Annotated in this window: 18 protein-coding genes; 7 read left to right on the top strand and 11 right to left on the bottom strand. The window is 37.8% G+C overall.

What is annotated here, in order from left to right:
• The 3 genes from A9239_RS18785 to A9239_RS04265 all read right to left on the bottom strand — a co-directional run.
• Positions 1-218 (bottom strand): hypothetical protein (locus tag A9239_RS18785; RefSeq protein ID WP_141706361.1); only part of this gene is annotated, 218 nt, incomplete at its 3' end.
• A 714-nt stretch (positions 219-932) separates the two neighbouring features.
• A complete protein-coding gene (locus A9239_RS04270) occupies positions 933-2417 on the bottom strand; it encodes a S9 family peptidase (RefSeq protein ID WP_230669075.1) in 1485 nt (494 codons plus the stop codon).
• A gap of 900 nt (positions 2418-3317) precedes the next feature.
• A complete protein-coding gene (locus A9239_RS04265) occupies positions 3318-4481 on the bottom strand; it encodes a serine/threonine-protein kinase RIO2 (protein WP_048118763.1) in 1164 nt (387 codons plus the stop codon).
• Positions 4482-4851: 370 nt separating this feature from the next.
• On the opposite strand from A9239_RS04265, the gene A9239_RS04260 reads away from it, so the two are divergent.
• A complete protein-coding gene (locus tag A9239_RS04260; RefSeq protein WP_048118764.1) occupies positions 4852-5064 on the top strand; it encodes a hypothetical protein in 213 nt (70 codons plus the stop codon).
• Between the two features lie 367 nt (positions 5065-5431).
• Here A9239_RS04260 and A9239_RS04255 read toward each other — a convergent pair whose 3' ends face one another.
• Entirely contained in the window at positions 5432-5830 is a 399-nt protein-coding gene (locus A9239_RS04255; protein ID WP_048155076.1) for a transcriptional regulator protein, read from the bottom strand.
• A gap of 582 nt (positions 5831-6412) precedes the next feature.
• Positions 6413-6823 (bottom strand): hypothetical protein, encoded by a 411-nt coding sequence (locus A9239_RS04250; protein WP_048118766.1) that lies wholly within the window; start codon positions 6821-6823, stop codon positions 6413-6415.
• A gap of 175 nt (positions 6824-6998) precedes the next feature.
• Between A9239_RS04250 and A9239_RS04245 the strand changes: the two genes are divergently transcribed.
• Entirely contained in the window at positions 6999-7274 is a 276-nt protein-coding gene (locus tag A9239_RS04245; RefSeq protein ID WP_048118767.1) for a hypothetical protein, read from the top strand.
• Positions 7275-7618: 344 nt separating this feature from the next.
• Here A9239_RS04245 and A9239_RS04240 read toward each other — a convergent pair whose 3' ends face one another.
• The gene (locus A9239_RS04240) at positions 7619-8119 is read right to left on the bottom strand and encodes a type 1 glutamine amidotransferase domain-containing protein (RefSeq protein WP_048118770.1); all 501 of its coding nucleotides are present in this window, start codon (positions 8117-8119) and stop codon (positions 7619-7621) included.
• A gap of 318 nt (positions 8120-8437) precedes the next feature.
• Positions 8438-9622, bottom strand: coding sequence for a PLP-dependent aspartate aminotransferase family protein (locus A9239_RS04235; RefSeq protein WP_048155073.1), 1185 nt, complete (start codon positions 9620-9622; stop codon positions 8438-8440).
• A 315-nt stretch (positions 9623-9937) separates the two neighbouring features.
• Between A9239_RS04235 and pncB the strand changes: the two genes are divergently transcribed.
• Positions 9938-11143 (top strand): nicotinate phosphoribosyltransferase, encoded by a 1206-nt coding sequence (pncB, locus tag A9239_RS04230; RefSeq protein ID WP_048118776.1) that lies wholly within the window; start codon positions 9938-9940, stop codon positions 11141-11143.
• 261 nt (positions 11144-11404) lie between these two features.
• Here the strand turns inward: pncB and A9239_RS04225 are convergent, their stop codons facing one another.
• Positions 11405-12595 (bottom strand): TolB family protein, encoded by a 1191-nt coding sequence (locus A9239_RS04225; protein ID WP_048118778.1) that lies wholly within the window; start codon positions 12593-12595, stop codon positions 11405-11407.
• 388 nt (positions 12596-12983) lie between these two features.
• Positions 12984-13733, bottom strand: coding sequence for a carbonic anhydrase (locus A9239_RS04220; protein WP_048155070.1), 750 nt, complete (start codon positions 13731-13733; stop codon positions 12984-12986).
• Between the two features lie 519 nt (positions 13734-14252).
• On the opposite strand from A9239_RS04220, the gene A9239_RS20145 reads away from it, so the two are divergent.
• The 4 genes from A9239_RS20145 to A9239_RS04205 all read left to right on the top strand — a co-directional run bounded on the left by A9239_RS20145 (position 14253) and on the right by A9239_RS04205 (position 17081).
• Positions 14253-14408, top strand: a complete 156-nt coding sequence (locus tag A9239_RS20145) for a hypothetical protein (protein WP_230629225.1) — start codon at positions 14253-14255, stop codon at positions 14406-14408.
• A gap of 53 nt (positions 14409-14461) precedes the next feature.
• Positions 14462-14647, top strand: a complete 186-nt coding sequence (locus A9239_RS20140) for a hypothetical protein (RefSeq protein ID WP_230629226.1) — start codon at positions 14462-14464, stop codon at positions 14645-14647.
• Positions 14648-15171: 524 nt separating this feature from the next.
• Complete coding sequence (locus A9239_RS04210) at positions 15172-16812, top strand: HEAT repeat domain-containing protein (protein WP_048118781.1); 1641 nt, start codon at positions 15172-15174, stop codon at positions 16810-16812.
• A 35-nt stretch (positions 16813-16847) separates the two neighbouring features.
• Positions 16848-17081 (top strand): hypothetical protein, encoded by a 234-nt coding sequence (locus tag A9239_RS04205; protein WP_048118785.1) that lies wholly within the window; start codon positions 16848-16850, stop codon positions 17079-17081.
• A 115-nt stretch (positions 17082-17196) separates the two neighbouring features.
• On the opposite strand, the gene A9239_RS04200 is transcribed toward A9239_RS04205, so the two are convergent.
• Positions 17197-18027: a hypothetical protein gene (locus A9239_RS04200; RefSeq protein ID WP_048118795.1), complete on the bottom strand. Its 831-nt coding sequence runs from the start codon at positions 18025-18027 to the stop codon at positions 17197-17199.
• A 547-nt stretch (positions 18028-18574) separates the two neighbouring features.
• Positions 18575-18952, bottom strand: coding sequence for a hypothetical protein (locus A9239_RS04195; protein WP_048118797.1), 378 nt, complete (start codon positions 18950-18952; stop codon positions 18575-18577).
• Between the last annotated feature and the right edge of the window lie 288 nt (positions 18953-19240).

Here is a 19240-nt window from a genome sequence, read left to right as displayed (position 1 = left end):
TGGCCACAAACATCTGCACACTCATCACAGCAGTTTCCTTCACACTCGGCGTTGTCGCAGTTGCTATGGGATGAGACATATGTATAATTATAGTCAGTAGATTCGGCAGTAGATTTGGCTGGACATGCCGAAGCTGAAGAAATCCCTAATATCAATAACATTAATATAACAGAAACAGATGCCGTAATTTTCCATATTGACTTTCTGTTAAAATTCATTTTTTTCCTCCTGATATACTTATATTTGTTGAGAATATCCGTAACAGGAGTTAACTGGATAAACTAATATATAAGCTTACTTTTTTTTATGTACTTTTATAAAACTCAAAAATGGAATTTAAAGCTTTATAATGCTTTATTTTATATACTGAAAGATGATAATATTACAAATTGTACGTAACTATATCTCTCGTTAGTTAAAAACCAAATGAAGGCCTTTTCTGAAAGTTTTATCTCCTAAAAAGTTAATGTAGTTACTTATATTCAAAAAAGCCTGCTGGATGATACTTTTTTTCACATACCTGCTTTATTAAAGTCATATATTTATTTAAAAACTCTGATTATCTTTGTTTAATTAAAATATAGAATAATAGACGGAATATAGGCTTTTAAATAATATTATCTGCCTATTTTATTAGTGGCCAGTGGAAAGTAAATCCTTTGTCTAGCTATTTTAGAACAACTTCGAATTTTATAAATATGTAAGAGGATATTTAAAGATATATTTTGCCTGTATACTCAATATATAACAGATAGATAGATATATTTTAGTAGAAATCGTTATTAATAATTACATAATAGAAACAAAGATTATAAATATTAATCAATATCGTAAAAGAGGAAGGAAAAGTTACAATAAAAAGATGTCTATACATTTACAGTACTATTATTCTCCCTTCACCCTATAACTTTTTAAATTTCTTGTTTTGATTTTCACTGTGTATGTTCCGAGATCCAGTTCCCTATAATCTCCAGAGCAGCCGGAGAAATTGTCTCTTCTATTTTTGAGTACTCTGAGGGAAACCCTGTTTTAGCGGTCTGGAATAAATGGTTGAGACCTGGCAGTTCTTTAACTGTATAGTCTTTATTACCTCCAGCCTTGAGAGCTTCATCTATAGCCTTGAGATTTTCTTCAGGCGGAACCTGAAGGTCTTTTTCTCCATTTATAGCCAAGACAGGACATTTGACTTTCATTAAGGTTGGCCTGGGATCATATGTAAGGAAAAAGCGCATCCATGGCGAGGTGAGTGCTGTTACTTGAGCGTCAATGACAGCCTCGGAATGGTCTGAACTTTCTATTTTCTGCTCACTTGTATTTGCCATCTCGGCTTTTAGAATCTCCCGAAGCTTTTCCTCAGCTGCTGTGTTATTCTGTTCTTCTTTTACCACAGAATACATTCTTCTCAACAGAGCTTCGTTATGCGCGATGGTTTCATTGTCTACCCCTTCTGCCCTGTAAATCAGGTCACTCTGGAGGTATGAAATCTCTTCCCCGGTAATTCCCTGACCAGCCATGAGTACAATGAATGCAACATCAGGAGACTTTACTGCTACCATAGGGGCAATCAGCCCTCCTTCGCTGTGTCCAATCAGTCCAATTCGACCTGGATCGATCTCCTTGCGATTTTTGAGGTATTCAACTCCTGTGAGTACATCTCCAGCAAAGTCCTCAGTTGTAGCCTGTGAAAAGTTTCCGGTTGAACCTCCAATACCTCGATCATCGACCCGAAGCACGGCAATTCCCTGTCGCGTCAGATAGTCTGAAAGTACAAGGAACGGGCGATGACCCGCAATTTCCTCATTACGATTTTGCTGGCCTGAACCCGTTATGAGTATGACTGCCGGGAAAGGCCCCTCTGACTGCGGAAGAGTTAACGTTCCTGCCAGCTTTACTCCTGCTTCTTTATTTTCATAAACAACTTCTTCTTCGGTATACGGATAAGGCTTTACCGGGTCCTGTTCTCGGTGCATTTCAGGAACTTTCTCGACCCTTTCAAGCACAAGTGGAAAAGCTGATCCTGCTTGCTTCCATTCTCCTTCTATGGTTTTGTTATTCTCCTTATATATCCCTTCAAAACTTCCCTTTATGGATTTTACTCCAAGGTTCAGGTTACCATCCTTATAACTAACACTTTCAACAGGTATGCCGCTTACTCCCTGATCAGGGCTGTCCATACTGGCATTGATAGACCCATCAGAATTAGTAGAAATATTGAACACAATCCTTAACTCCAATCCACCTGGGGCTGTTAAATTTCCCATCCAGGTGCCTTCTATGTCCTTGAGATCTCCAGCAATCTCATTTTTCGTGTCATTTAGTTGAGAACTCTCTTGTGACCCATCTGACTGCGAACTGCATCCAAGGCTCGCTATGGTAATGCTTAATAAGAATATGCAAATTACGATTTTACTTTTCATGATACCTTTTCTCTCATATTTGTTCATTTGTCGTTTTATCTTTTGAAGTTATTTTTAAATTTTTTTTGGTTATACTTTAATAATTATCATCTATTGATTAAAACTCCAGTTATTACAATGTTAACTAGTGTAATATGTTACTCATTGAAAGAACTTAATAAATTGAAGTAATAATAAACAAAATGACGGTTTTTAGTAAAATATTAAGAAGAATATAAAATAGAAAGAGTGAACTAAAACAATATAAAATAGATTATAATCTTGAACCAAGTAATTTATTGAGTTCCATTAACATTTTAGACCAGAAGACTTTTGTTCGAGTTAATTTTGAGGCAAGCGTACCAATTAGAGAAGAAGGTCATTGAAATAAGAATCAAGCGAAGAGTTTAGTGCAAAAATATTGCCTAAATGTCACTTGAATGTTTTAATATGTTGAAAAGCAAGTGGTTGAAGATGTTGATTTTTCAAAAAGGTGACTTATAAAATCTATAAGTAGTAACTGGTTGAGTAGTAACTGGTTGAGTAGTAACTGGTTGGTGTGAAGAGTATAAACTCTTATATTTTCCTTTTTGTCTTTTACTTTTTTCTAAATAGTTTTTCATATTTGTCTACCTTCAATGCTCTTCAGGCTTACAACTATTGTTTTTGCAACCCCTAAAAAATCACTCAGTTGTAGCAATAAATATTTGACTTTCTTCTCAATAATTTTTGTTATGTATCATACCTTTTTATGGCTTGTTTCTAGATTACTAACTTAAAATAGCCTTAATCAGGTATAATCCATACGATAAGTATTAAAAATTTATTTAAAAAACAAATAGACAATATTTTTGTAAAATCACCTTTTGTGATTATTATTTGGAAAATAAGTAATTTAAAGAAAAATACCAAAACCTCAATTTACTCTTTATCTGTAGTCTCTTTTTTCGAGGCAGCTTTTTTGGGATTCTGTATTTTTCGATTTTCTGCTTCAGTTTCGTCGGATTTGATTATTTCAGCCTCAAATTTCTCAGCCTCAAATTCTTCAGCTTCGAAACTTTCGACCTCAAAGTCTTCTTCCTGGAAAATATCCTCTTCAAAATCTTCTTCCAGAGCTTCTTCAAGCTCCCCTTCTTCTACAGTACCTCTACTAGTCTCGCTTTCTGTGCCTTTTTTTATATCCTCTGTGTTTTTGCCTGCCTGACTCTTAATTTCGCGGATTGTTTCATCAAGCTCCCTTTTAATTCCGTATTTTCGGAAAAAATGAGTCAGGATATTTGAAACGTCCCTTTCGAGAATTTCGTCGGCGTGGGGATGTTCAGGAGTGACATACTGAGGCCAGTCAATTAGCTGGATGCCATCTTCGGAAACAAAGATATTATACTCACTTAAATCGGCATGGATGACTCCCAGTGAATAGGTAATTTTCACCTGTTTAAGGATCTCATCTAGATACCATTCGGGGTCAATAAGTTTTGTTTTTGAAAGAAGGCTACCTTTTGCAAGCTCCATGACTATTGCATGCCTGTTGTGGTCAAAGGGCTTTGGAATTGAGACCTCTGAATACAGAGTGGTCATGATATCGTACTCCCGCTGGGCTGCAAGCCTGGCTGCATAGATCCAGGAAAAGTGTTCCCTTTCTCCCAGGTGCTCACGCACACGTTTTATCTGTTTAAAACTTGTCCTTCCTTCCCTGTGAAACTTGATTACAACCGGAACAGGTTCCCCAATTGCAAGCTCAGGCGGAAGGATTGCTTCATAGATAACCGATTCCTTTCCTACCCCTACTTCGTCTCCTATTGCACTGATACTCTTTCTCTTGACAAAGGCATTAAGGGCAAGGACATCATACCCTTCAAAGTAAATCTGAAAACCTTCGTAAGGCTGGGTAGTCCTGATCACAAGCTTATTCCGCACAAGCTTTTTTAGTTTATATTCCAGCTTCTCAAAGGGCATCCTGGTATATTTATTCAGTTCTTCCATTGGCACCCATTCATAATGCTTCATTCCGGTTTCAATGCCAGTCAGGATCCTGAAATCCTTAGAGTCAAGATCTTTAAAAACCCTCAGCGCTTCGTCGATCATCTTGATACTAGATATAGCCCTCGATATTTAAATAATAGGTATCATGTCCCAGTTTCGCTGCTAGAGCTGTGCCAGCCGAGTGTTCGTCCTCTAATTTTTTCTCTGACTTTCATATTCAGGAAGATAAGCATACGCTCGTAGCGGGGCATACACTCGTAACAGGCTTAAAAACAGGATTGTGAGAAGGTTTCTGCTATTTTGCTAAACGACTGAAATAAAACAAAATAGCAATTTTAGAAGAATATATAAGAGAGTTAATATAAGATATATGAGATAAATGGGGAACTTAAGAGAGAACCCTAACATTGGAAAACGTATATCTTTTATCTAGGAGCTTGAGAGAACTATAAACATTATTTTCGAAGGAACTATGGATAAAAAAGCTGTCTTGAACAAAATAGAGGAATTATCGTTAATTTATGAAAATGGGGTTTTATCACATCCCTACTGGTATATTCCGCCGAATAAAAAGTATTTAACTGCGATCCATGATGAACTATTTCAGGGAAAGTCAGAACTTAAACTGACATTAAATGAGGTCGCAGCCTTATTATTGACTCACAATTTAATCGAATTAGATTAACTACAGAAAAAAAGTAGCTAATAAGAGCCACTAAAACCAGACTGAACTGGAGCACGCATTGGGGGAATTCGTGATAGCTATTTTTGCACTAAAATTGAAGGCTTATAATCCGCAGATATAACCGCAAGCATATACCTGGAAGCTACTTACAATAGCAACTATTGCTTGGAATAAGGATATTTCGGAGCATCTGGCGTTAAGACTTTGCTTTTCAAAGAACCAGCCGCACAATAAAAATGAGAGATTGAAAAGCTAAACGAAATTACACACGAGCAAGCTGTCAATATTAAATGTTTTTTCCACTCCATAATAGTGAATTCCAAAAAAGATTGTCAACCATTATGGAGCTAGCTCTGTTTGAATTTTTTCATTTTAAAGATGTAAGAGGCACTTGTTTGCTCATCACTTTCAGCTTTTTGATTGCTGATATGGTTGCTTGAGATTCTTTGTAAATCCTATCTTCGTAATAACTTATGATCTCTTCAACCGAAACAGCAAGAGAATATATTTTCATCGGTCTCCCTTTTCCAGGCTTTTTTTCCGAGCGCATATTAACCCAGGAATGGTTGCACATTAATCTCATTGCAAGACTGACTTCGGGTTGCCTTAATCCGGTACTTATTTCAATTTCCCGGGATGAAGCTTCATCTACATTCATAAGATATGCCATGGTTGTAGCGGCATTTCGTGACATTCCAAGATTATTTAATGCTTTAATAAAAATATAGTCATTTTCGTCCAACACTTTTACTTCAGAGTCTTTCATGGTAACCTCCTGATATTTCGAGTTTATGAATAGGTTGTTAGCTAAAAAATCTTTTACAATTACTTTATAAATTAGATAATAACTTATAAACAGTTTTAAAATATATACATTTGCACGGTAAATAGCTTATTGACATCATGAAGATAATTAAAAGAGTTTTTTTATACATTGTTATCTTGGGATAATCGTGACAGCTAACTCAATCGTAGTATCGTAACCCGGCCAGTAACCACGTGCAAAAGCCAGTAATATCACTCTAGCCAGACGGACCAAATATATCCAGAAAAAAATCTTTAAAGGAAGGAGCAATTAAGATATTTCATTTCCTGGCTACCGTATTGAAGGATTAGAAAACGGAGTAACGAAGTTGATTGAATTGTAAGTCAGTAAACATAACAGATATAAGAACTGTATAAACATCAAAAACTTTAAAAAGAACTTATCTCAAAACCAATTTTTATTCTGAAATTGAACAGAAATCCAGAACCATTTCTCACGATAAGAAACTCTAGTTATTATTTATTGAGGTCAAGAGAAATAATTTTGAGTTTTGGGATGAGCTCAAAGAGAGACACATCAGTTTTATTTTTTATCTTCTCTATTCCATTCCATCAAAGCCTTTTCAATAGATATCAAAGTGAACATGGTAGTATTGAATATCTCATCGGGGTGTTGCGGCATCCATCTAATTTCATCAAGAACGTCTTTTGGAAGCCTAACGATGTCATTCATATCGTCTCCGATCTTCATGAAATATTCATTATATCGTGGACCGTACCTACTGTTATCACTCGCAGTGATAGAAATATACTGAGTAAATGACCCGTCATTCATCAGATCTCTTGAATATCTGTACTGAATTTCTTCAATACAATCCAAGTAATCATTATGTATTCTTCTGACGGTATCTGGAATCGATTCACCATCTTTTTGCAAGGCTTTCAGGTCTGAAAATACACTTTTTGAGAGTCGAATAGTTTTATACTGTTTCACACTACTACATATGTAGTTAAGTATATAAATAAATTAATGCACGATGCAGTAATTCTCTAAAATATCTTTGCAACAATTCATATTCATTGTTGTTAGCATTTACCTGCTAATCCTAATGTTGCTTACGAAAATAATAAGATAATAAAAAAGTATGCAGTTTTATGGTTGATAATTTATGGCTGATAATAACCCTAATAGTTCGCACAATAATCCCGAAAAAAGAAAAAATCCTTTTAAGAAAATGCTAGATAGCATGAAAAAGCTTGTTAAAAAAGAGGAAGAAGATACTAAGCCGTCTTCTTTTGAAGATACTAAAACCAGAAAAAATCAAGGCTCAAATATTTTGAAGCATGAAACATCTGAATCAAAAAAAGCTAAGAGATCGACGCGTGAAAGAAAAGCTAATAATAAGGAGCAGAAACTTCCAAAGAAATATAAAAAGGGTTGGTAACAGACATTGATGGCCTAATTGAAAATGAGACCTTAATTTGTAGAAACCCTCATAAGCCTTTGGCACATGTATAAAATACAAAAAATTTATATTGACAACGTATTTTTTCAGAGGAAATAGTTTGATAATTGCGATCAAATTTTCATTCATTCCGAAAAATGTCTATTGATATGTCTATTAGTTAGTGATAATTAGTGACGGGGTGGAAGAAGCATAAATTCGAGAAGGAAAAACTAAAACGGAGCTAAAAAAGCTACAGACAAAAAAATAAATAGTTAAAGGAGAAAGAGGAAACAAAAACTGTATCATAAATGATTAAAGGATAAGGAAGAAACAAAAACTGTTTACTTTAGTAGCTTAATCATTTCTCTTCCAAAGGCGTGAAGGTCAGCAGGGCTTCTTGAAGATACAAAATTTCCGTCAATTACAACTTCTGTATCTTCGTAAAGTGCTCCTGCGGCTATGATGTCATCCCTTATCCCTAGCCAGCAGGTTGCTTTCTTGCCTTTTATAACGCCTGCAGAGACGAGAACCTGTGGACCATGGCAAATTGCAGCAACCGGTTTGTTTTCTTTGAAAAAGTGTCTTGTAATCTCAAGTGCATTCTCGTCAAGCCTCATTTTTTCGGGGCCTTTTCCTCCGGATATTACAAGAATACCATAATCTTCAGGGTTTATGTCTTTAAAAGCAATGTCTACATTGACCTCATAACCATGCTTTCCTTTTATTAGCCCCTTCTTCATTGAAGCTATATGTGTTGTAATCCTCTCTTCTTTCAAGCGGTGGTAAGGATAGAAAAGTTCAAGATCTTCAAAACCATCGGCTCCGAATATGAGTGCCTTCATATGAAACTCCCCCCGAGTTTTAACTTTACGGCTTTAACCTTACTTTTAAATTTTCCAGACTTAATTTTTTGGATTTAACTTTCCAGACTTAATTTTCCGGATTTAACTTTCCAGATATTTCAAAATTGATATTACAGGTACAATTTTGAGTACTTAATTTCACAAATGAATGATTATTTCTACAGCACATATACCTTATCTGAGTTTGAAAATGAAATAAGTAACAGTGATTAGGTCATGAAATAAGTAACCACAGCTCGGCCATTAAACAGGTAACACATTTAGGTCTGGAAGACTTAAATTGCTTCAAGAGCTGGCTTAAATTGCCTTAAGGGCCTGTTTGAGGTCTTCAATTATGTCTTCGTAATCTTCAATCCCTACCGAGAGCCTGACAAGCCCGTCAGTTATGCCTACACTCTTTCTTACTTCATGAGGAACACATGCATGAGTCATCGATGCAGGGTGCTGAATAAGGGTATCCGTAGCTCCGAGGCTCACAGCAAGAGAACAGAGCTTTACATTGTCCATGAGCTTCCTCCCGGCTTCAATTCCGCCCTTTACCTCAAAAGAGAGCATCCCGCTGAACCCACTCATTTGCTTGCGTGCAAGTTCGTGCTGAGGATGCCCTGGAAGTCCTGGATACCTGACCCAATCTACCTCGGGTCGGGATTCAAGAAATTCCGCAACCTTCATTGAATTTTCAGCGTGCTTTTCCATCCGGATATGCAGGGTTTTAAGCCCTCTTATGCAGAGCCAGGCTTCATGAGGACCCATAATGCCTCCCGTATATCCGACAATTGTGGACATTCGGTCTATAAAATCCCTATTTCCTGCAACGATTCCGCCAAGGAGATCTGCGTGGCCGCCTATATATTTTGTACAGCTACTTAGGGAAAGGTCCGCCCCAAGCTCAAGAGGTCTCTGGAAATAAGGCGTTGCAAAAGTGTTGTCCACAACGCAGAGGGCCCCGTTTTCTCCGGTTATCCTGGCTATTTCGGTAATATCACACACGGTAAGCGTAGGATTGGCAGGACTCTCAAGAAAAACCATTTTTGTTTCGGGTTTGAAAACTCGCTTTACATTTTCGGTTTTAGAAGTGTCGATGAAACTGACCTCTATTCCAAGCCCTGGCAAAACCTGAGAAAAGAGGCTGTAGGTGCAGCCGTATACCACATCCGTTGAGATAAGGTGGTCTCCCTGCTTCAGGGCAGTTAACGCAATTGCAGTGATCGCTGCCATTCCAGAGGCAAAGGTCTGCCCCGCTTCCCCACCTTCAAGCGCAGCAAATTTTTCAGCGAGAACCGCATGCGTGGGAGTATTTGGAGGAATTCTGGCATATACGTACCCGGATTCATCTCCTGCAAACCTCGCTGCTCCCTGCCTGGCATTCTCAAAAATGAACGTTGAAGTCTGGAATATCGGAGTTGTATGCGCCCCAAAAACCGGATCCGGCTTTTCTGCGGCATGTACACATTTTGTTGCGAACTTCACTTCTCTTTTCATCTCCCCAAATACCTCTCTAAATTAGTATCCGGAATAAGTATCGCTTTTCACGTAATTATTTGTTTGGCGTGAAGCCCGAAAAAGCCTTATCTCAAAAAATCTTTTCTCAAAAAATCTTTTCTCAAAAAATCTTTTCTCAAAAAATCTTTTCTATTTTCTGAAAGCTAATAAAGAAAACCTGACTTTGTCCACAGAAGTTATACACGTGTGTCAGAAATTTTAAAAATAAAACCGTTATATATCTGGAGCAAAAGGTGTAATTAAATAAAAAATATTTGCTTTAGAAGCATTTAAAACGCTACAGGAAGACCTTCTGTGATACAATCCATACTTGATAACGACCTTTATAAATTCACCATGCAACTTGCAGTGCTTGAACTTTTTCCTAAAGCTGAGGCTGAATACCGGTTTACTAACCGGGGTTCCCAGCGCTTTACTACGGAGTTTGTAGAAGAACTGAAAAGGACTATACGCGAAGAGATCTCGAAATTAGCATTAACAGAAGAAGAATACAACTGGCTTTCAGAGAAATGCCCTTACCTGAAACCCATGTACCTTGAATATCTTAAGAATTTCCGCTTCAAGCCAGGTGAGGTAAAAGTCTGCCTTACCGAAGAAAAAGATCTGGACATTCGGATAAAAGGACCCTGGCACAGCACGATTCTCTGGGAAATTGTCCTTATGGCTACGGTTTCGGAACTATATTTCACAACCATTGAAAAAGAGTGGAATAGAGATTCCCAAAAGGGTTGTACTTCCGAATCCGTATTGACTGCCTATGAAAATAAAATTCTTGAGATGGGAAAAGCCCTTGAGGAAAACAACTGTCTTTTTTCGGAATTTGGGACCCGCAGGCGAAGAAGTTCCGAACTCCACGACCATGTGATGAAAACCCTGACAGGGATAAAAACCCTGACAGGAACAAGCAATGTGTATTTTGCAAAAAAATACGGCCTGAAACCGATCGGAACTGTCGGGCACGAATGGATTATGGGTACCTCAGCACTTGTAGGGCTAAGGTATGCAAACCGGTTTGCTTTTGAAAACTGGATAGATGTTTATAAAGGGGACCTGGGAATCGCCCTTACGGACACTTTCGGCTCAAAAGCCTTTTTTAAAGATATGGACCTGAGGTTGTCAAAAGTTTACGACGGGTTCAGGCACGACAGCGGAGACCCTTACGATTTTGTGGATGCTGTGATAGAGCACTACCGGAAAATGGGCATAGATCCCATGAAAAAGTTAATTGTTTTCAGTGATGCCCTCAATGCGGATACGGCTATCCAGCTCAAAAAATATTGTGAAGGTAAAATCAACTGCAGTTTCGGCATAGGCACAAGCCTTACCAACAACTCCGATTTTTTCCGAGAAAGCCCTCCTCTTAACATGGTCATAAAGCTGCACAGCATTGACGGTATTCCTGTCGTAAAACTGAGCGACTCTCCGGAAAAGGAAACCGGAGAAATAGATGCTATAAGGGTTGCAAATTACATTTTTGGAAGAAAAGGGCTGGATGAATAATTAAAGAATAAAAGAACAAAAATGGAAAGTAGGATGGATCGACGCCAATGCCTTTAATTTCCATCCTTCAGTTTCCATGACAGACATGCTATAATAGATATCAGTCGTGTGGAGTTCAGATATATGGATTTCGATGATATAGAGTTCGATGATCGCGCTCAAAGTTTAAGAAATCAATCTAAAAATAATAGTAGTTCTTTTTTTCTGAGCCTTACTAAAATCATCGACTTCAGCCTCTGTTAAATATTATCTGGAAATTATTTAAAGAGGAGAGGCCGAAGATGTAGATCCAGGATCTATAACTACGGTATCTGAGCCACTAATTGTAAAATTATCTAAACCATTTTCTGAAGTAGAGTCTAAAATGCTTAATAAAGGTTCAAGTTCTATAACAGCAATATCTGAGCCACCAATTATAGAATTATTTGCCATTGTAGAATTATCCATCATCGTAGAATTATCCGTAATCATATTACTGATATAACCATTAAGTAAAACAGAACTCGAACCATTTACTGTAGAATTTTCCAAAATATTCTGCATCCTATGTACCGTAAAAACTATTTTTGAGCCGTCAGGACTCCATCTGGGGCTTGAGTCGATTACTCCGATATTGTTTGTAAGCATGACCTTATAGCTTCCTTTGGTATCACGAAGCCAGATTTCAGGCTTTCCTCCTTCGTCGGATATGTATACTATTCTTTTTCCATCTGGACTATAAGAGGGATCCCATTCCCCGTATGGAGTATCGGTAAGCTGAGTTTGGTTTGTGCCATGCCATTCTATTGTCCATAGATCAGGTTCCTCTTTAGAATCATTAGCACTGTATACTATTTTCAGGCCAAGAGGGCACCAGTCTTTTCCCATTCCGACATTTTCGGAAGTACCGAGCCTTTTCTTATCGCTTCCATCCCGATTAACTATCCAGAGCTCGGAAGGGGCATCCCCTGACTTCTGAGTATACACGATTTTTTTTCCAAGGCGGCACCATGAACCCCAACCTTCGGATTTGTCAGGATCATCCGCAACCGGGGTTACAGTTCCGTTTTCTAGATTCACAAGATAAAGGCCGGTTTGGGAACCATTTAATTTCGTTGAAAGCAATTCGGTTCCATTAGGATTTATATCGCTAAAGCCGGCAAGGTTTCCCTCCCCAATGCCTGTTCGCTCTATTTCACTTCCGTTTGCTTTCATTTTATACGATTCTAAATTATCGGATCCGTCCCTGTGAACCGTATACAGAATAGAATTTCCATCGGCAGTCCATACAGGAAACAATTCTGATTCGGAGCTGTCAGTAAGAAAAGTAATATTTTCTACAGGGCTATTAGTATAAGTTTCATCTTCCGTAAAATTACTATAGTCGGATGCGACGCCTGGTTCCGCTACTGCAGGTAACGTAAGAAGTACGAGCGTTAAGAATAAAGAAAAGTACCTGTATGCGATTTTCATAAATTACCACCGTTAACTTAAAAAAGATAGTGTTATCCATATAAATAATTAATTACTAATTTGTTGAAAAAATTGATTATTTATATTTATTAATATAAACTTATAATTGTATTTAATTGCTAATTTGTTGAAAAAATTGATTATTTATATTGATTAATATGAGCTTATAATTGTATTTATATATTAAAAGATAAGACAATATTATAATTGGAAAATAAACCTTATTTTCGCCAATTTAGGAAAGAAATCTGAAAGTAAAATAGAAGTTTTACCCGAAAAGGATAAAGGCTGGAATCTCGGGCAAAACTTAAGATTAACTAAGCTTTTTGGTTTCAACCAATTGACTTTTTTATTTAAATTAATTCCCTGCTGTGTAAACAGTTTCTGGTTATGAGGCTTTGTTGTATCCCTCAGCCAGATGGACGTTTACATACACTACGGCTTCATTAGTATGTTTGTATGCATAATCTTCAGTAATTTCTGGCAGCTTATCTGCTTCTTCCTGGGAAGTGACAACCACACCTGCTGGAATATACCTTCCGTCAGGAACAGTTACACCAATTGCTGCTGCTGTAGGCTCAAGTACGCAGTTGTTTCCTATCTTTGACTTAAAAACGAAAGCTTGCATACCAATGAAAGTATCGTTGCCTACGGAAGCCGGGCCATGAACCTGGGACTGGTGAGCAAGTGAAACATTTTCTCCTATATAAACTGCATATTTCTCGCCGGCAACTTCAACAGTGTTCTTTTCTACAGGTTCACCTTCCTCATCAATTGTCTCAAGTGCATGAAGCACAACTCCGTCCTGGACATTACTCCTGCTTCCCACGAAAATCGGCATTCCTTCATCACTCCGAATAGATGCCATAGGGGAAACCATAATACTGGCACCTATTGTCACATTTCCTATAACTGAAGCCTGAGGGTCAATATAAGCTGTGGGATCAATATCAGGTGCTGTAGGTACAGGATTCCATGGTGTTACCGGATTTTCCCTGATATTAGAAAACTCGCTTTCGGTTATTCCTTGTGTGGCATTGCCCTCTGCTCCTTCACCTTCGGAGATGCATCCGCTTCCTAAAAGGGCCAGTGAAAGAGATAGAATAAGTATTGTAAAGATCTGCTTGTTGAATCTCATATAGGTCCTCCATTGACAGTACAAAGATTATAAAATATATAGGTATTTCTATATTTATTTAAAAAAAGTTAAAAAATAAAAATGGGGAAATTTTATTTTTAGAAAGGTTTCCGTAACCAGTCTTCGCAGTTATAGATATTTTATGAGAAATTTTATTCAACAGAAATGGTGGTAATAAATTCAAAAAATTTAATATTTAGAAGATGTGGAGTGTATCATGGAGGCTGTGTTTCAAATTTCATTGAAATCTATACTGGAAGATCTGCCTGTCTTTAAGGCAATTGCAGTCTGGAACCTGTTTGTGATTTTGATTTTCTCAAAAAAGATATATCAAACTGCTTTGGAAAAAGGAAGATCGATTAATTCTTCAATGTATTTTTCAAGAAAAGTAATTCACTTCCTGGCTGGCTGATTGACAGCAATGCTACTCCCCTTTATTGCTCATGAGCCTGCTTTATCGGTCGCTACTGCTTATGGACTTGCTCTTATAACCTACCGCCGCATAAATTCAACAAGAGAATGTACTGGTTCCAGGACCCCGAAAACCTCTATGATGTTGATTTTACATTAAGCTGGAGATTGATAGTGCTTTTTACCTGGTACATTGACAGGAGTTTCTGGCTTGGAGTGGTTCCAGTACTTTTCATGGCATATGGAATGGGATTACAGACATAATAAGGAACCTTAAGTATAACAAAAGGGCAAAAGCCTGGGAAGGTACTGTAGGTATGCTCCTGCTTTGCATAATTATCGGCGCAAAAATGGGCTTTGCCGGGGTCTTTGCAGGAATAGTATGTACACTTATAGAAAGAGTCGAGAATATAGATGGTAATATCACAGTACCAGTATCTGGCCTGTTTATCCTGCTCTCAACTCACTACTATCCCCCTTCGCTTACGGCTCCGTTTTACTGATTTATCTCGGCAAACTTTCTCATATATCTTTCTTTTTATAATTTGTTTCATTTTTCATTTTACGTTTCCTTTTTCAATTCAAAATCTACACTTTCTCTAAACGTAGGTTTTTAAAATGAAGCCTGTAACCTGAGAGTAACCTGAAAAAAATGCAAGGCAACCAAATTACATATTATTTATATTAACAATCTAAAACTTCATATATCTTTGAATGTAATATATTTAAAAACGTAAACTGTTAAGGGATGAGTTTAATAGTGTAAAGAATGGACATTTGCAACTTATCAAGCTCATTTAAACAGATGGGATTAGTAAACAAATGGGGTCGGTAAACAGATGGGGTTAGTTATGTAAAAATTGTATACACAACAGGCTAGAAAACCAGGAATTGAAAGTGCCACTTTTAGAATTAAAAGACTGAATACATTTTATATATATTTAGTCTGTTGACGATATACTTTAAAATGTTTTTTATATTATAGTTAGTCCTGATAAGCTTTACACTAATGGGGGATAGAAGGAAAATGGATGATAATATAAAGAATCTTATTAAGAAATTGGAACGCTCGGTCTTTGCGGGAAACCGGGCAATTGCTGCCGAAAAACTTGGAACGCTAGGGGACCCTTACGCGTTACCCGCACTGATTGGAGCGCTGGATGATTCAAATCCGAAAGTAAGAACCGCTGCTGCAGAAGCCCTGGGAAAACTCAATACGCCGGAAGCTGTCCCTGATCTTATAAATGCACTTAATGATCCTGATAGTCCGGTTAAAAAGACTGCAATTGCTTCCCTTGAAAAAATAGGCACACCTGAAGCTATCTCAGGCATTATGAAAGGGTTCGAGGACAGGGACAGGTTTGTCCAGAAGGAAGCGGTGAAATCCTTGATGAGGATAGGTTCAAGAGATGCAATTTACGGCCTTGAAAAAGCCCTAGCTTATCCAGATAATTCGCTGAGAAGGATTTCAATAATAGCTCTTGGGAAAATTGACACTTATGAAGCTGCTCTCTGTCTGGTAAAGGTAATTGAAAACTCGGATAACAAAACAAGGCAGCAAGCTGCCGAAACACTGGGAAAAAGAGGCAAGTCAGATGTGCTTGATGAGCTGATGGAAATCCTCAGGGACCCAAAGCAACCTGTACAGGAAACTGCATCAGAAACTCTTTGTAAAATTGTAAGTATGTCAACTTCAGTGCCTGTTCTTGTCAAAGCTCTCGGAGCTTCGAGCAGGGATGTGAGAAAAGTTTCAATTGAAGCTCTTTGGAAGATCGGAACGCCTGAAGCAGTTTCAGGGCTTTTGAGAGCCCTGGATGACCCTGACTGGTATCTGAGAAGCCGCGCTGCAGATGCACTGGGAGATATAGGTTCTCCGGAAGCGGCCAGGGGACTGGTTAAAGCTTTTGATATATATGAAAACTCCGTAAGGAAGGCGATTACCTGTGCTCTTGGAAAAAGCAGAACCCCTGAAGCCATAGAAGGGCTGGTTAAAGCTCTTAACGACCCTGATAATTCGGTCAGAGAATCAGCAGTTTTGGGCCTTGGAAGATCAGGCACTATTGAAGCTATTTCAGGGCTTATCAGAGCCCTTGATGACACTAAGGCAGTAGTGAGAGAAGCTGCAGCTTCTGCACTTGGGGACCTCAAAGCACAGCAAGCTGTTCCTAAATTGGTAGAAATTCTTGAAAAACCTGATCGTTCAATGCAAAAAGTCGCTATCTGCTCACTCGAGAAAATCGGTACCTTAGAGGCAGTTTCAGGACTTGTCAGAGCTACTGAAAGTACAGATGCCTGCGTGCGAAGGGCTGCATTGAAAGCTCTTGAAAAAATAAATAAATCCAATTCCTCATCAGTAACCTCTCCGGATGAGACAGAAATCTCTGGCGCAAAGCCAGTTTCTAGGAATTGCATGACAGATGATGATTCTGAAGTTCGGACTGAAACTTCAAATATCTCAGGCGATATCTGCAATATGAATTCTCTTAAAGAACTTGAACTTTCAATTTCTGTTGAAGAAACCAAGGAGTCCAGAGCCCACCAAAATGCAATTAACGAGAAGAAAAAAGGAATCGTGCTGACCTGCCCATATTGCTCCAGAAACCTGAATTTCACCACTGCCCCCAACTTCTGTCCTTTCTGCGGAATGAAGTTGAAGTTGAAATACTAAAACCCGCGTCGCTTTTTCCGAAAAAGATTGTCGGCATGGTAAAAAGCCTTTTTAAAAAAGGCTTAAGCACAACCCTTTTTAAAAAAGGCTTGACCGAAAACCCCGGCAACAACGTGGTCGGCGTGGTCAAACAGGCTGATCTTGAGACAAAGGGAAACAAAGATACTGAAGTTCTATCAGGAGGATTAATTTCTCAGAGTCATGTTCAGGAGGATATTTCTCTTTTTGGCAGGTTACAGTTTTTCGATAGGTTGGGACTTTTGCGTTAGATTTCAACGCTGCCACTTGTGTTATTTTCAGTTTGGTTATCCTGAATTCAACCAGGACGGTTAATAGGGCCGAAGACTTTTTGTTGCACAGAATCTTCGGCATCCGTTTTCTGCTTTACACTGTGGTATCCCTAGCTGAGTGCATTATTTTCTCTAGTTCGTCAAACGACTCGGCCCCTTTGAGATCTTCGATCAGGGCCGTAAGTTCAGTAATTCTGCTATTGAGCTGTTCATCATTTGCGTTTTCGCTTTCGTTCATTCTGGCTTTAAGAAGCTCTATTTTCTTCTCAATGGAATCAAGTGCCTTTTCCTGTTCATAGGTTAATAGGACCCCTTTGAGTTCTGCTGCAGTGGAGGCTTCGCTCACCTCGGCATACAGGTCTCGAATCTCAGTAATTTTCTCGTTGAGCTCTTCAGCTTTGCCGCTCTCACCGGCTTCCACGAGCCTGGTTTGAGCAGTTTCGGACTCCTCAGCCATGTACTGGATGGAATCCAGGATAACAGCCTGAACGTCAGTGAAATTTTCATCAGTTATATTTTCAAGCAGGATATGACAAAACTCATGCCCTTCCTCAGGCTCCGTTTGCATTTCGTCAGATTCTATATTCCTTTCGTCATTTTCCAAATCCTCCTTTTCCTGCCTTTTTCTAGACAAAACATTCTGGAGGTCAGATGCATTTGAAACCTTACTTACCTCACTATAGAGATTTTGAAGTTCAGCAATTCTCTTACTGATTGAGTCAAGCATGTCTGCCTGAACTTCAGTGAAATTTTCTTCGCTTATATTATCTGCAGGACAAGAAGGACAGGACCCTGGATCATAAATCAGATCCGTCAGGTTTGTCAGGTTTTCGTTTTCTGAAGCAAAAGCCCCTGAAGGAATAATACTCAATATAATCAGCCCTATCGCAAAACGGGAAATTAACTTTAATGTTTTTACTGTCATAGATTACCTCCGTTAATTACCATGTTTTCCTGCTCTTTTTGTCTCAACGCTGTTTGCCTGTTAACAGTCCTGAAATTAACTGGATTAAATATAAGCTTACTTTTAGAAACAGAAAAGATTATAGGAATTTAATGTAAAGAATAAATTTTTTTTGAACTTTATATTCCAGCAGAATCTTATAAATAATTTACTAATTAATACTTAGGATTTACTGATTAATACTTAGGACTCTTAAATACTTCGGCCCTTAAATACTTCGTTTTTAAGAAAAAATGCATTTGTCATCAGGATATTTTATAAGGACCTGCGCAGTTGAATCGAGAAAAAAGTAGCATGAAATTTCAAATTGTCTAATCAATAACATATATGATAGACTTGCTCATGCTTTATTTTGCTTTTCAACTGCATAAGTCCGACCAAGAAAGATCCTTTAACACAAATGGTTAAGAATCTTCCGTTTTGCAATCCAATAGAGGGTTTTACGAGTCAGTCATTGTTTTACGAGTCAGTCATAACCATTTTTTACATTTGGTTTTCATCGTCTGTTTCAATGGGACCTGTGATTATATTTATTTAACCATTTTTTATGGTTTGTTTGCCATTTATTATACGTATTTTGCCATTTTTTATAGATATCTTGCCATTTTTTATATTTTGTTTGCCATTTTTTGTAATCGTCGCCATGTTTCTTATTATTCCATTTCTGCTTCTCATTATCCCAGTTTTTCTTTTCGCTTTCCCAGTTTCTCTTCTCTTTGTCCCAATTATTCTGTTCATTTTCCCACTGCTTCTTTTCATTGCCCCATTGATTCTCAGTTTTTTGCGAAGCTGCGCTTACTGATGCAATAGTTACTGACGATACAAAAAAGGCCAGCATCAAAATGCATATTGTCTTCTTTATTCTATCAAATATCTTTTTTCCCATATGTCCACTCCTTATTTTATCTACCTTATTTTCTCAAATAGACGTTATTTTACCTAACTTGATGTTACTGCGTCTAATTGATGTTATTATGTCTAATTGATGTAGTTTTAAACTGTATGTTTTTCAATTCACTTCCTGCAACATATCTGTTGCAGGACGATATTATGCCAGTTAATACCCTAGTTTACTTTTATATGACTACTGGCACTTTTTAGGTATAAATAGGACTTACACATTTGATAAGCGAAATAAAACATAAGCAAGTTATACAAGCAAGTTACACAAGCA

The sequence above is a fragment of the Methanosarcina sp. A14 genome (assembly GCF_001729375.1).
Taxonomy (GTDB): Archaea; Halobacteriota; Methanosarcinia; order Methanosarcinales; family Methanosarcinaceae; genus Methanosarcina; species Methanosarcina barkeri.
Note: the sequence above shows the minus strand (reverse complement) of the source record. Positions and strands in the feature narration are given on the sequence as shown.

Coding starts and splice junctions, on each gene's coding strand:
- A9239_RS04270 (WP_230669075.1), bottom strand. CDS start 2,417: ATGAAAAGTAAAATCGTAATTTGCATATTCTTATTAAGCATTACCATA.
- A9239_RS04265 (WP_048118763.1), bottom strand. CDS start 4,481: ATGATCGACGAAGCGCTGAGGGTTTTTAAAGATCTTGACTCTAAGGAT.
- A9239_RS04260 (WP_048118764.1), top strand. CDS start 4,852: ATGGATAAAAAAGCTGTCTTGAACAAAATAGAGGAATTATCGTTAATT.
- A9239_RS04255 (WP_048155076.1), bottom strand. CDS start 5,830: ATGAAAGACTCTGAAGTAAAAGTGTTGGACGAAAATGACTATATTTTT.
- A9239_RS04245 (WP_048118767.1), top strand. CDS start 6,999: ATGGCTGATAATAACCCTAATAGTTCGCACAATAATCCCGAAAAAAGA.
- A9239_RS04240 (WP_048118770.1), bottom strand. CDS start 8,119: ATGAAGGCACTCATATTCGGAGCCGATGGTTTTGAAGATCTTGAACTT.
- A9239_RS04235 (WP_048155073.1), bottom strand. CDS start 9,622: ATGAAAAGAGAAGTGAAGTTCGCAACAAAATGTGTACATGCCGCAGAA.
- A9239_RS04225 (WP_048118778.1), bottom strand. CDS start 12,595: ATGAAAATCGCATACAGGTACTTTTCTTTATTCTTAACGCTCGTACTT.
- A9239_RS04220 (WP_048155070.1), bottom strand. CDS start 13,733: ATGAGATTCAACAAGCAGATCTTTACAATACTTATTCTATCTCTTTCA.
- A9239_RS20145 (WP_230629225.1), top strand. CDS start 14,253: ATGTACTGGTTCCAGGACCCCGAAAACCTCTATGATGTTGATTTTACA.
- A9239_RS20140 (WP_230629226.1), top strand. CDS start 14,462: ATGCTCCTGCTTTGCATAATTATCGGCGCAAAAATGGGCTTTGCCGGG.
- A9239_RS04210 (WP_048118781.1), top strand. CDS start 15,172: ATGGATGATAATATAAAGAATCTTATTAAGAAATTGGAACGCTCGGTC.
- A9239_RS04205 (WP_048118785.1), top strand. CDS start 16,848: ATGGTAAAAAGCCTTTTTAAAAAAGGCTTAAGCACAACCCTTTTTAAA.
- A9239_RS04200 (WP_048118795.1), bottom strand. CDS start 18,027: ATGACAGTAAAAACATTAAAGTTAATTTCCCGTTTTGCGATAGGGCTG.
- A9239_RS04195 (WP_048118797.1), bottom strand. CDS start 18,952: ATGGGAAAAAAGATATTTGATAGAATAAAGAAGACAATATGCATTTTG.